12 protein-coding genes are annotated in these 12,315 nt (G+C 69.9%); all 12 read right to left on the reverse strand.

Annotation, left to right across the window (positions count from 1 at the left end; genetic code table 11):
* Window positions 1-47: 47 nt before the first annotated feature.
* Window positions 48-1,895, reverse strand: a complete 1,848-nt coding sequence (locus IBX62_03120) for a cation acetate symporter (GenBank protein ID MBE0476073.1) — start codon at window positions 1,893-1,895, stop codon at window positions 48-50.
* Window positions 1,888-2,265, reverse strand: a complete 378-nt coding sequence (locus tag IBX62_03125) for a DUF485 domain-containing protein (protein ID MBE0476074.1) — start codon at window positions 2,263-2,265, stop codon at window positions 1,888-1,890. The genes IBX62_03120 and IBX62_03125 overlap by 8 nt, the downstream gene beginning before the upstream one ends.
* A 46-nt stretch (window positions 2,266-2,311) precedes the next feature.
* Window positions 2,312-2,815 carry a universal stress protein gene (locus IBX62_03130; protein ID MBE0476075.1) on the reverse strand — a complete coding sequence of 168 codons (504 nt, stop codon included), beginning with the start codon at window positions 2,813-2,815 and terminating at the stop codon, window positions 2,312-2,314.
* Window positions 2,816-3,049: 234 nt separating this feature from the next.
* Entirely contained in the window at window positions 3,050-3,754 is a 705-nt protein-coding gene (locus IBX62_03135; protein MBE0476076.1) for a LytTR family transcriptional regulator DNA-binding domain-containing protein, read from the reverse strand.
* Window positions 3,744-5,081 carry a histidine kinase gene (locus tag IBX62_03140; protein ID MBE0476077.1) on the reverse strand — a complete coding sequence of 446 codons (1,338 nt, stop codon included), beginning with the start codon at window positions 5,079-5,081 and terminating at the stop codon, window positions 3,744-3,746. The genes IBX62_03135 and IBX62_03140 overlap by 11 nt, the downstream gene beginning before the upstream one ends.
* 11 nt (window positions 5,082-5,092) lie before the next feature.
* A complete protein-coding gene (locus IBX62_03145; GenBank protein MBE0476078.1) occupies window positions 5,093-5,929 on the reverse strand; it encodes a GNAT family N-acetyltransferase in 837 nt (278 codons plus the stop codon).
* Window positions 5,926-6,774: a sulfite exporter TauE/SafE family protein gene (locus IBX62_03150; GenBank protein MBE0476079.1), complete on the reverse strand. Its 849-nt coding sequence runs from the start codon at window positions 6,772-6,774 to the stop codon at window positions 5,926-5,928. Before IBX62_03150 ends, IBX62_03145 begins: the two co-directional genes overlap by 4 nt.
* 4 nt (window positions 6,775-6,778) lie before the next feature.
* Entirely contained in the window at window positions 6,779-8,029 is a 1,251-nt protein-coding gene (locus tag IBX62_03155) for a hypothetical protein (GenBank protein MBE0476080.1), read from the reverse strand.
* Between the two features lie 61 nt (window positions 8,030-8,090).
* The gene (locus IBX62_03160) at window positions 8,091-8,801 is read right to left on the reverse strand and encodes a DsbA family protein (protein ID MBE0476081.1); all 711 of its coding nucleotides are present in this window, start codon (window positions 8,799-8,801) and stop codon (window positions 8,091-8,093) included.
* Between the two features lie 9 nt (window positions 8,802-8,810).
* Window positions 8,811-9,824 (reverse strand): AmmeMemoRadiSam system radical SAM enzyme, encoded by a 1,014-nt coding sequence (gene amrS / locus IBX62_03165; protein ID MBE0476082.1) that lies wholly within the window; start codon window positions 9,822-9,824, stop codon window positions 8,811-8,813.
* 9 nt (window positions 9,825-9,833) lie between these two features.
* Complete coding sequence (locus IBX62_03170; GenBank protein MBE0476083.1) at window positions 9,834-11,645, reverse strand: diguanylate cyclase; 1,812 nt, start codon at window positions 11,643-11,645, stop codon at window positions 9,834-9,836.
* A gap of 36 nt (window positions 11,646-11,681) precedes the next feature.
* Window positions 11,682-12,248: a QueT transporter family protein gene (locus IBX62_03175; protein MBE0476084.1), complete on the reverse strand. Its 567-nt coding sequence runs from the start codon at window positions 12,246-12,248 to the stop codon at window positions 11,682-11,684.
* Window positions 12,249-12,315: the final 67 nt, after the last annotated feature.

The following is a 12,315-nucleotide window of genomic DNA, read 5'->3' on the forward strand; positions in this document are numbered from 1 at the left end:
CTCCGAGGAGAGCGCCGCAGCGGCATCCTCGCCCCTTGGGGGGTTCTCTACTCGCCGCCCTTCTGGAACATGGTGCTGACCTTGTCCAGACCGAGCTGGCGCTCGTGCCGCTCGTGAGCGGTGCCATGGATCCGCATCCAGATCTCGTCGACGTTCTTGGGCAGCTGCCCGTCCATCTTGCTCACGACGATGATCGTCAGCAGCGCCGCCGGGAACGTGAACAGCGTCGGGAAGGTGAGGCTGCCCATGAAGGCGAGGAAGCCCTCGCTCGGCAGCCTGCCGAGCTGGTTCAGGATGTTCATGAAGATGAAGAAGATCGACCCGCCGCCGCCGACGATCATGCCGGCGATGGCGCCGCGCTCGGTCGTGCCCTTCCACCAGATGCCCGTGAGCAGCAGCGGCACGAAGGCGCCCGCCCCGACCGCGAACGCCCAGGTGACCATCATGGCGATGAGCGCCGGGTACGCCTTGTCCAGACCGACCGCCGGGATGCCCAGGCCGATGCCCAGAGCGACGAACGCGAAGAGCATCACCGCGCCCTTGCCCACGACGACCTTCTTGATCTCGGTCGCACCCTTGTCGATGTACTTCTCGTACACGTCGTGCCCGATCGCCGAGGCCGCGGCGATGAGCAGCCCGCCCGTGGTCGAGAACATCGCGGCGAACGCCCCTGCCGCGACGATGCCGAGCAGCCACTGGCCGCCGAGCACCTGCGCGAGCGTGGGCATGACCGCATCCGACTTCAGGAGCAGGCCGTCCACGAAGGCCGCGTTACCGGTGCCCGCCCCCGAGCGGAAGGTGTCGTCCAGGATCAGCCGGCCCGCGAGCCCCGCGATCGGCGCGAGGATGTAGAACGTGCCGATGAAGACCAGGACCCAGAAGGTCGAGCGCCGCGCCGCCGCCCCGGAAGGGTTCGTGTAGTAGCGGTTGAGGATGTGGGGTAGGCCGGCCGTGCCGAGCACGAGCGCGAGCACCATCGAGAACTGGTCGAAGGAGTTGTAGCGATGGCCGGGCTCGTTGAAGAACATGTCGCGCAGCTCATGCAGCTTGTTCACGGCCGGCATGAGCACGGGCACCGTGGCCTCGGGATCCCCCGCCGCGACCGCTGCCTCCACCGCGGCGAGACCCTCGGGGGTCATGGTCTCGCGCGCCGTGTCGATGGGCGCCTTCCCGTTCGGACCGGGGGCGGTCAGCTGCGCGACGGTCATCGCCTTGACCTCGGTGTGGTTCTCGGCGGTGACGTCCGCGAGCGCCTGCGGGTAGCTGAACCCCTTGGCGAACGCGAAGATGACGACCAGGAACATGGCAAGGAACAGCCACCAGAACTGGAAGATCTGGTTGAGGGTGGTGCCCTTCATGCCGCCCATCGCCACGTAGAACATGATGATCGCGGACACGATCACGACGCCGGTGTTGTACGGCGACATCCCGAAGAAGCCCTCTCCCACCAACACCGTCCAGGTCGTGCCCGCGCCGTACATCTGAGGCGCCATGTAGAAGAGGCTGACGAGCAGCACCATGAGCACCGTCACCAGACGGATACGGTCGCTGCCGAACCTTCCGTAGGCGAAGTCCGCCACCGTGTACTCCCCGAAGCGCCTCAGCGCCGATGCGATGAAGAGCACGACCACGATGAAGCCGCCCGCGAAGCCCGCGGCGTACCAGACACCGTCGAGGCCGGACGCGTAGACGGCGGCGGCCACGCCGAGGAACGACGCCGCCGACAGGTAGTCGCCCGAGATCGCCGAGGCGTTCGCCAGGGTCCCCACCTTCCGTCCGGCGAGATAGAAGTCCGCGGTCGTCCTCGTGAAGCGCCGGGTGAAGATGGCCAGGCCCACCGTGAAGATGGTCAGGCCGATGACCATGACGATGGCGATGACGTTCAGGTTACCCACCGCTGGTCACCCCCGCGCCGTTGCGCGTCTGCTCCTCGGCGAGGTGCAGGAGTCGCTCGTCGAGCTTGTCGGCCTTCCTGATGTACGTCCAGGCGAGAACCCACAGGAAGACGTAGTAGAGCAGCGAGACGAACAGGTAGTTCAAGGTGAAGCCGCCCCAGACGGGAGTGGTGTACCAGGCAGGCACGCTCACCGTGAGCAGCGGTATGGCGAGCGTGACCAGGAAGAACACCGCTCCGTATGCGAAGCTCAGCTTGCGCTGCTCCCTGAACACGGCATCGACGCTCTCGATCGTGTCGACGTGGTCGCCGTGCTGCACGAACGCCCCGACCTCCGCCGCTCCCTGAGCGGTGTTGACGAAGTCCGTCACCTCTCATGCCTCCTTCGATGACGTCCGGCCGCGGCTGCGGCCGGGATCAGTCCGACTTGATGACCAGGACCGGGATGGCGGACGCCTTGACGACCGTCTCGGCTACGCTGCCGAGGGCGATCCTGCGCAGCCCCGTCCGGCCGGTGTCGCCGATGACGATCATGTCGGCGTCGTACTCCTGGGCGACGGCCACGATACGCTTGGCGACGCCCCCCTTGATGACCTCGACCTCGCAATCGACGCCGTTCCGCTCGCACATCGTCTTGGCGATGGCGAGGCCCTTGATCGACGGGTGCACCCCCTCGTACACCTCTTCGGACATCTGCTCCTCGGGGTACTCCAGTTGCTCGTAGCCGGTATCCACGAAGATCGCCTTGACACTGGCGCCCAGTGTCTTGGCGAGGATCACTGCCACCTCGGTAGCCGCGACCGAGGGCTCGGACCCGTCCGTCGGCAGGAGGATGCGGTCGAAATCGCGGCACACCTCCTGGATGTCGCCGAGCTTCACCTGCTCCGCGGCGCCCTTGATGCACACCTTCATGCGGTTCACCTCCTCCTCCCAGTGCTCGCACACACGCCGGATCTTCCGTGTACAACGGTATGCCCGACCTGCGGAAACGCAGTACGGACCTGCCGCGGACGGAGGGGTGGCGTCGGCGAGCGGGGCCACGGCGGCGGCGGACGGCATCGGGGGCGACCCGGGACGGGCGGGGTCCCCCCGCGCGCCGGCGAGCGGCGCCGACGAGCCGGGACGAGGGGGGGTTCGGGAAGAGGCGCGACGGGCCTACAGACCCAGCGCCTTCTTCAGCGAGGAGACCCGCCGGCGGGAGACGGGGACCTGCGTGCCGGCACGGTCGGTGACCGTGAGCAGGAGCGTGCCTCCGTACATGGGGACGACCTCGCGCACCTTCGAGAGGTTCACCAGGAAGCGGCGGTGGACGCGGAAGAACCCCTGCCGCTCCAGCTTCCCCTCCAGCGCGGCGAGCGAGATCGTCGAGAGGTACCGCTCTCCGTCCGTGTGCAGGTAGCTGTAGTCGTCCTTGGCCATCACATAGTAGATGTCCTCGACGGCCACGAGCAGCTTCCGGCCCGCCTTCTCCACGGGGATCCGCTCCACCCGCGCCTCCTCGGCGGGCGAGATGCGCTCGATCGCCTGCTTGAGCCTCGTCAGCTCGACAGGCTTGACGAGGTAGTCGGTGGCCGCCACCTCGAAGGCCTTGACGGCGTGCTCGCTGTAGGCGGTCACGAAGACGAGGGAGGGGCTCTTCTCGAGGCTGGTGAGCACCTCGGCGAGCTGGATGCCGGTGAGCCCCGGCATCTCCACGTCGAGGAAGACGACGTCGTACGGGATCGCCTTGATGAGTTGCAGCGCTTCGACGGCGTTGCCCGCTTCGCCGACCACCTCGACCCCGCCCGCCTCCTCGAGGAGGTAGCGCAACTCGGCGCGCGCGGGCGCCTCGTCGTCGACCACCAAGGCCTTAAGGGGCATCCGACACCTCCGCTCCGCCCGCGACCCGCGCCTCGTCCGCACCGCACCTGCTGCCGGGCTCCAATTGTAGTGTGAGCGTGACCTTCGTGCCCTCCCCCTCGCGGCTTTCGACCTCGAGCCCCGAACCGGGGCCGTAGTTGCCGCGCAGGCGGTCGTGCACGTTGCGCAACGCGATCCCGAGTCCGCGCGCCGCCCCCGGTTCGAGCAGCACCGGCAGGCGCGACGCCTCGATGCCGACGCCGTCGTCGAGGACGTGCAGCAGGAGGCAGCCGTCGGCCAGCTCCGCTTCGATGCGCACGTGCAGCGGCTCGCGGGGCCGCATACCGTGCTGGATCGCGTTCTCCACGATCGGCTGGAGGATGAACGCGGGCACCTGAACGCCGAGGGCCTCGCGCGCCACCGTCTCGGTCACGCTGACCCGGTCGCCGAAGCGTGCCCGCTCGAAACTCACGTACGCGCGAACGTACTCGAGCTCCCGCTCGAGCGGGATGAGCTCGTCGCCCGTGTCCAGCGTCCGGCGGTAGAACGTGGCGAAGTCCCGAAGGAGCCTGCGCGCCTCGGCCGGGTCCGTGCGGATCAGCATGGCGATCGTGTTGATCGTGTTGAACAGGAAGTGGGGGTTGATCTGCGCCTGCAGGGCCTTCAGCTCCATGCGGGTGGCGAGCTGCGTCTGAAGCTCCAGCTCGGAGAGCTCCAGCTGGGTGGAGAGGAGCTTGGCGAGCCCCTCCACCATCGTGACCTGGGTCTCGTTGAGCAATCGCGGGGTCGTGTAGTAGAACTTCAAGGTCCCGACGGCCTGCCCTCGCATCTCGAGCGGGACCACGATCGCGGCTCGGAGCAGGCAGTCGCGCTTCGAACAGCCGATCTCCGTGCGCGTCTCCAGGATCCGGTGCTCGTTCGTCTCGAGCGCCTCGCACGTCGCCCGCGTGAGGATGGGCCCGCCGGTGTGGTGGTGGTCCTCGCCGATACCCGCGAAGCCGAGGATGCGCTCCGTGTCGGTGATCGCCACGGCCGCGGCCTCCGTCTCCGTCAGGGCGAGACGGCACACCTCCTGCGCCGTCTCGCCGTCGAGGCCACGCCGAAGATGCGCGAGGCTCGCGTTCGCGATGTCCAGGATGCTGTGCGACTGCATCGCCCTGAGGTGGTCGGGCCGCGTGATGAAGCGGGCCACCACCATCCCCATCGCCACCATCACGAGGCCGGCGATGGCGGCGACCGTCACGTACCGCGGCAGCCTGAACGCCAGCGACGCGCCCGCGATGACCGTGAGCGCGGCCACCGTCGTCATGAGCGCGACGTCGATGAGGACCCTTCTGCCGGGGTACATCCGGCCTCCCGTCAGGTGCGCCTATCCTCGGTCAAGGGGTCCGAGAGCAGGAAGACGAGGCGACCGGGCATCTCACGGAAGCCCGCTCGGGCGTACAGCCGCCTCGAGCCGGCGTTGTGCTCCTGGGTGCACAGCGTGACCGTGCGAGCGCCTTGCCGCGTCATCCAGCCGACGGACTCGGCGAGCAGCTGGGTCCCGACGCCGCGCCGGCGGTGCCGCTCGGCGACGCCGAGCCTGCCCAACGTGCCGACCGCGCCTTTGACCGTGCTGAGAGTATAGCCGATGACCTCTCCGCCCACCTCGGCCACGGCCAGCCGCTCGGTCCCGAGGTACCCCCCGAGGGTCTCGGCGTCGTAGCGCCAGAACCCATCGAACGCGGAGCGGTCGACGGCCAGCACCGCTCGCGCGTCGGCCAGCGATCCGGGCCGCACGAGCCCGGGCCGGACCTCGGCGATCATCGAGGGCTCGGCGAGCCTGAACGTCACGATGGTCTCGGCCAGGCGCATGCACGCGCGCTCGTAGACGGGCGCGCTCTCCTTGGGCACGAGCGGACTGAGCACGCGCTCGAAGCCCTGGGCAGAGGCGACGGCCATGACGTCGCGCACCAGGTCGCACACTCTGCCCTCATCGCACCACAGTCCCTTGATCGCGCAGATGGGCGAGCGCGGCCGCCACGAGCCGAGGACCGCCGCCTCGCCCTCGGAGGTCATGAGCACCCTCCAGACGCCGTCGGCCCTGTACCTCTCGAACTCGTCGAACGTCTCGAAGAGGTTCGACGCCCTCGCCGCGGGCCACAGGGCGGCGAGCTCTTCGGCCGGAGCGGGGCGAAGCACCGCGCGCGCGCTCACAGCGACACCGCCTCGGCGAGCACGAGCATGGCGCCGACGACCAGCAGCAGCACCGCGAACCCGACCTGCACCGTACGCTCCCTGGCGTACCGCGTCACGCGCGCTCCCAGCAGCGAACCGGGAACCACGCCGACGGCCAGGAGGAGAGCGAGCACGGGGTCGACGTTGCCCAGGGCGTAGTGGGTCACGCTCCCGGGCAGGGCCATCAACGAGATGGCGATGAGGCTCGTCCCGATCGCGCGCTTGATGGGGTACCCGAACCACCTGGTCAGCACGGGTACGACGATGAACCCTCCGCCAAGCCCCAAGAAGCCCGAGTACAGGCCCGCCGCGACGCCGAGCAGCACCAGCCGCCCGGCCCTCGGACGCGGGTGGGCGGCAGGCGGCACCACTTCGGCGAACTCCTCCTCGGTCACCTCGGTGGCCGCACGCGCCGCCCCTTCCGCGCCACCCTCGCCTTCGAGCGCGGACACCTCGACCGGGCGCAGGGCCATCAAGAGCATGTCGACCGCCATGTACGCGATGAGCACGGCCGTGACCACCATCACGACGCCCCCGCCGACGAGCGGCACGACGAGGGCCGCCGGGACGGCGAACGCCGCCCCCACGGCGCCGACGACGAGACCGCCCCTCACGTCGGAGAGGCGTGCGCGTGTGTACGACAGGGCGCCGACCACGGCGGTCGGCACGATGACCGGCAGCGGCGTGCCGACCGCGATGAGCGCGGGCCGTCCGAGCAGCAGACGGATGGCCGGCGTCGTGATCAACCCGCCGCCTATGCCGAACTGTCCGGACAGGAAGCCGGAAGCGAGCCCGACCAGCAAGCCGAAGACGAGATCGCGCACGCCCCTACTCGCTCCGTGGCTTGGGACCCACGGCCGGGAAGCGCCCCGTGATCGCGCCACGGTCGACGCGGCGCTCGCCCGCGAAGAGCGTCTTGAGGGCGACGTCCTCCCAGACGCGATCCATCAGGATCGGCCATCGGCGCTGGAACGCGAAGTAGTTGTCGCAGTTCTCCCGGGCGTACTCGGCGGCCTCCTTGAGAGCGGCCCTGCCCGCGCGCACGTACGCGCCGCGCTCCCGCCCGGCGAGCGCTCGCAGCAGGGCCGTCGCCACGGCCCGCCACACGACGGAGCCGCCGACGAACTCGCCCGGGAAGGGCATCAGCGACTCGGGGGTCACCTGGCGGAGGTCGACCTGCGACTTGGCGAACTCGAGCTTGCGTTGCTCGTAGATGAACCGGTAGACGTCCTGCCGGAACTGGAGCGCCTCGCTGGGCAGTTTCGGCGGCTGGTGGACGAGCTTCCAGCGCCCGTCGAGGAAGACGTCGCCGCCGTGCATGCGGGCGTTGATGACGTAGTCGACGTCCTCCCCGCGCACGACCCACGGGTCGAACGAGACGTTCACGAACATGTCCTTGTGCAGGATCATGCAACCCCCGAAGGCGAGCGGGCTCATGCGCAGCCGGGGGGGCGCGTCCACGATGGACAGAGCCTGGTTGAACGCGTCGCTGACCCGCCAGAACGAGTCGGACCAGTGAGCTTCGCCGTGGCGCCGGTAGCGCCCCTCGGGATCCACGTAGTACCCGGTCTTGGCCAGGACCACCCGGTCGTCGACGTTCTCGCCGATGCCCCCTTGCGCCACTTGCAGGAAGTCCTCGTCGACCACGACCTGGTCGTCGTCGATGAACAGCGCGGTCTCGCAGCCCAGTGCCGCGCAGACGATGAGCCCGAGGTTGCGTACCGCTCCGTACCCGTGCAGCGTGACACCGCCGATCATGTCGGCGAACTCGAGCTGCTCCAGCCGGCGGTGGAGCGACCCCAGCTCGGCCGGCCCGAAGACGAGCGCGTCGATGCCCGGGAAGTCCGCCAGGATCTCCCGCACCCGGTCCTCGGCGGCGTGCTCGATCCCGGTGTCGGTCGCCGCGACGATGAGCACGACCTTCCCCAACCCTGGCAGCGACTCCAGGGAGCGCAGACAGTCGGGCAGCGTCCCGTCGCTGTCGATGGGGGTGGGGTGGTCGTAGACCGCCAGAAGGTCGGAACCTCCACGGGCGCGTCGGCGCGTCCAGAAGGTCGGGACGATCACACACGGGGCCATTCGCACACCTCACGCTCGCAGGTTCGGCGCCTCGGTGGAGGCGGCAGTAGAGATGATACCGCTATGGGCGGCGATTGTCGGTGGCGGCGTCCTCCCCCGTGGACGAGACCTCCTCGGGCTCGGCCTCCGCGGCGTCCCGGCGAAGCATGCAGCGCTCCACGGCCTCGGCGATCACCCCGTAGGGCCTCGACCCGATCACGAGCTCGTTGCAGATGATGGCCGCGGGCGTGGCTTGGATCCCCAGGTGCGCCGCCAGATTCCCGAACGCGTCCAGCCGCTCGTCGTAGAGACCCCCCTCCCACGCGGCCGTCACCGCCTCTTCGTCCAGGCCCTCCTTGCCCGCTACCGTCAGTAGCACGTCGCGGGCGCCTATGTCGGCTTCCTCGCCGTAGTACGCGTGGAAGACCCCCATGTGGACGCGCCAGTGCGTCTCGGCGCCGCCGTCCCGGGCGACCTCGCCGAGGACCATCGCCGCGTGCGTGTTCGGCACGTGCTCCGGCAGCCGCATCGGGAAGCCCTCCCGTCGCGCCGTCCTGAGCAGATAGGCCTCGACGCGCTCCGAGTGGCCCCCGCCGAGCTCCTCGACGCTCAGCCCCTCGGCGGGCAGGTCCGGCCGCAGCTCCAGCGGACACGGGACGACCTCCACCTCGCGCTCGCGCCGCAACCTGGAGAAGCGGTGGGAGTCCACGTAGCAGAACGGGCACGTGTAGTCGAAGAAGAGCAGGACCCTCGGGACGATCCCGCCCTCGCGCAGTCCGCCTCCGGTCCCCACGTCATCCCCTCACTGCACCATGTTGAGCTGCCGTCCGCACCGGGCGCACTCGCCGTCCCTCGCGCGCTGGTCCACCACGCTGTACCGCGAGCGGCGGACGGCGACGGCGTCGCACTCGGGGCAGAGGGTGTCCTCCGACCCGTCCTCGGCCACGTTCCCGAGGTACACGAAGTCCAGCCCCTCGGCACGGCCGATGTCCCGCGCGAGACGCAGCGTCTCCACGGGCGTCGGGGGAAGCTCGGCGAGGTCGAGGTACGGGAAGAAGCGGGTGACGTGCCAGGGGATCTCGCGACCGAGCGCCTCGTGGATCCAATGGGCGATCCCGCGCAGCGTGGCCTCGTCGTCGTTGATCGTCGGGACGACGTTGGTGACGACCTCGACGTGCATCCGCCAGTGGATCCTGGCCTGCTCCGCCATCTCGAGCACCGGCTCGATCCTCGGCACCTTGCACAGGTTACGGTACTGCTCGTCGGTGATGCCCTTCACGTCCACCCGCCACACGTCGATCAGCGGGCCGATGAGGTCCAATCCCTCGCGCGTGATCCATCCGTTCGTGACCATGACGGTGTAGAGCCCGGCCTCGCGGCAGGCGCGAGCGACATCCACGACGTACTCGACCCATATCACCGGCTCGTTGTAGGTGAACGCGACGCCCGGACACCTGTACTTGTGAGCCATGTCGACGACGCGCTCCGGGGGCAGCTCGTGCAGCTGATCCTCGGCTTCCTCGGGCTTCAGCCGGCTGATCTGCCAGTTCTGACAGTGCCCGCATCGCATCGTGCAGCCCACGCTGCCGATGGAGAGCACGTTCGTGCCGGGGAAGTAGTGGAAGACCGGCTTCTTCTCGATGGGGTCCACCGCGATCGACGAGATGCGACCGTAGGTCATCGCCATCAGCGTGCCGTCCACGTTCCGCCGCACCCCGCAGATGCCGGCGCGGCCCTCGGCGATCCTGCAGCCGTGCGGGCAGAGGCGGCAGCGGACGCGATTCCCCTGAGGCTCCCACAGCAGCGCCTGCCGCACGCCGGCTCCCTACTCCGAGGAGACCCTCACCTGGTCCTTTCCCGAGCCCTTCGCCGCGTACATCGCTCGGTCGGCGGCCTCCAGCAGCTCGGTCGGGTCCCAGCGCGGCCGCGCGAGGGACGCCCCTCCCACCGACACGCTGACACCCACCTCCCGAGTATACCCGTCGGCCTCGAAGGAGAAGGTGAGGGCCCGCAGCGCGGCCTGCAGCTTCTCGGCCACGCGACGCGCCTCCTGGGCGGTCGTGCCCGGCAGGATGACGGCGAACTCGTCGCCGCCGAAGCGGGCGGGCATGTCCGTGGCGCGCAGGGAGTCGCGCATCGCCTTGCCCACCGCGGCGAGCACGCAGTCCCCGGCGACGTGCCCGAACCGGTCGTTGACTCCCTTGAAGTCGTCCACGTCGAGCATGAGCAGCGACAGCGGGGTCTCGTAGCGCGCGGCGCGCGCCGACTCCTCGGCGAGCCGCTCGGAGAACACACGGCGGTTCCAGAGCCCGGTGAGGGCGTCGAGCGTGCTCGACTCGGCGAGAGACGCCTTGCAGCGCGTCAGGCGTCTCTTCTGCAGCGGGAAGCACATGTCCCAGCTCGAGTCGCCGCGCAGGACCGCGACGGCGTGCTCGACGCACGTCCGGCTCCCGCAGGCCCCGCAGTCCAGCGCCTCGGCCCGGGACCGGAACTCCCCGCGCGCGAGCTCCGCGTCGATCTCCTCGGGAGCGGGCGCGGAAAGCAAGAGGGGCCGGGGCTTGAAGGAGCGGCGCAGCTCCACCGAGGGAAGGTAGCGCAGCAGCGCCCTGCTGCCGACCGCCGTCTTCCGGTGTGCCTCGCGCTCCGCGGCGACCAGGTTGCGCCTCGCGAAGACCGACATGCCGGGCGCAACGGCCGGGCCGTCGATGCATCCCTCGCAGTTGAGCATGTCCACCACCGCCGGCCCCGCTTCCCCGTGCTCCATCGCGCGCAGCAGCTCGTCGAGCTGCCGAAGACCTCTCGTGACGACCATCCCGCCTGTGCGCGACCCTCCCTCCTCGACGGCGCGACGAGGGAACCCGTCGGTCAGCGAGACCTCCTTGAGCGCGGACGGGCGCCTGGCGCCCCGCTTGGGGGGCGGGGGCTCGGCGGGGTTGCGGGCGAGCAGACGCTTCAGCTCGGTGAAGTCGATGGCGGCGTCCACGGCGTCGGCCACGCCCTCATCGGCTATCTCGTCCTTGCGCGCGTAGCAGGGGCTCACGTACACGATGGCGGTGTCCTCGGGGTAGAGCGCCCGGACGAGCCGGGCCTGTGCGACGTACGGCGGCACGAGAGGAGCGAGGGCGGGGACGAGGGCGGGGTGGTAGCGCTCCACCCACGAGACGGCGACGGCGCAGGTGGATCGCAGGACGAACAGCCCGCCGTCGCGCGCGTGGAGGCGCTCGTAGGCGCCCGCGACCATCTCCTCGCCGAGCAGCGTGCTCTCCACGGCGTAGAAGCCCGCCGCCTCCATCGCCGCCTCGAGCTGGACGGGGGTCGTGGGGTACATCGCCGCGACGAACTCGGTGGCCAACACGGCCACCACCGGACGGCCCGACGCCAGCAGGGCCTCCACCGCCGGCGTGTCGTCGCGCACGAAGTGCCCGCAGTTGCCGCACTCGGAGACGCAAAGCCCGCACTTGACGCACTTCTCCTGGATGACCTCGCTGCGGCCGTCGGCCACCCGGATCGCGTGCGCGGGGCAGAACCGGACGCAGCCCCAGCACTCACGGCACGTGCCGTCGGCGTCCTGGATGAGGAAGCCGCCGGTCTGCCCGATATGTTCCTCGGCCGTCCTCCGTGCCGCACGCGGATCCACGCACACACCTCCCGAAGACGGGTCGCTACGCTCCGGTCAGAAGCCGACCTTGAGTCGGCGCAGAGCGGCCTGGAGGGGCCAGCCCAGGCCGTACACGACCGTCGTCTGGCCCAAGCCTACCGCAGCCACTCCGAACAGATACATCGGCAGCCACGCCCCCTCCAGGTCGATCCCGAGCAGGGGCACCCGGTACAGGCCCAGGCCCGCGAGGACGAGCGGCAGGTACGCCGGCACGATGAGCGCGTTGGCGACCACCGGCCCGAGGAGCGCGAGGGCCGGCCGGGCGCGCAGCCGCCACGTCCAGGCGGCGCCGAGCAGGGTCGCAAGCGAGCCGAAGACCACGTCGAGCAACGCGATGGGGCCCACCTGAGCCAGTAAGAAGAGGTTCGCCGCCACGGACCCCAGCGCCAAGCCCGGGACCGCAGCGGGCGTGAACAGCGCTACCACGGTCACCGCCTCGCTGAGCCGGAACTGCACGAGGCCCCACCCCAGCTGGCTGGGCAGTTGGAGGACGGCGATCGTCACCGCGCCGTAGACGGCCGCGATGACGCCGGCTTGAGCCACGAAGCGGCTGGTGCCCAAGGAGGCCCTTTCGGTCGGCAGTGCGGCGACGGACGGTGCGCACGCATTCTACCACCGCGCCCGCCGAGGACGAGGGGTCGGCCGCGAA

Source organism: Coriobacteriia bacterium (assembly GCA_014859305.1).
In the GTDB taxonomy this organism is placed as follows: domain Bacteria; phylum Actinomycetota; class Coriobacteriia; order Anaerosomatales; family Kmv31; genus Kmv31.

Bases quoted from the DNA above. Each gene is read 5' to 3' on its own strand.
- IBX62_03155 (MBE0476080.1), bottom strand. From the start codon at position 8,029: ATGGCCCCGTGTGTGATCGTCCCGACCTTCTGGACGCGCCGACGCGCC.
- IBX62_03140 (MBE0476077.1), bottom strand. From the start codon at position 5,081: ATGTACCCCGGCAGAAGGGTCCTCATCGACGTCGCGCTCATGACGACG.
- IBX62_03135 (MBE0476076.1), bottom strand. From the start codon at position 3,754: ATGCCCCTTAAGGCCTTGGTGGTCGACGACGAGGCGCCCGCGCGCGCC.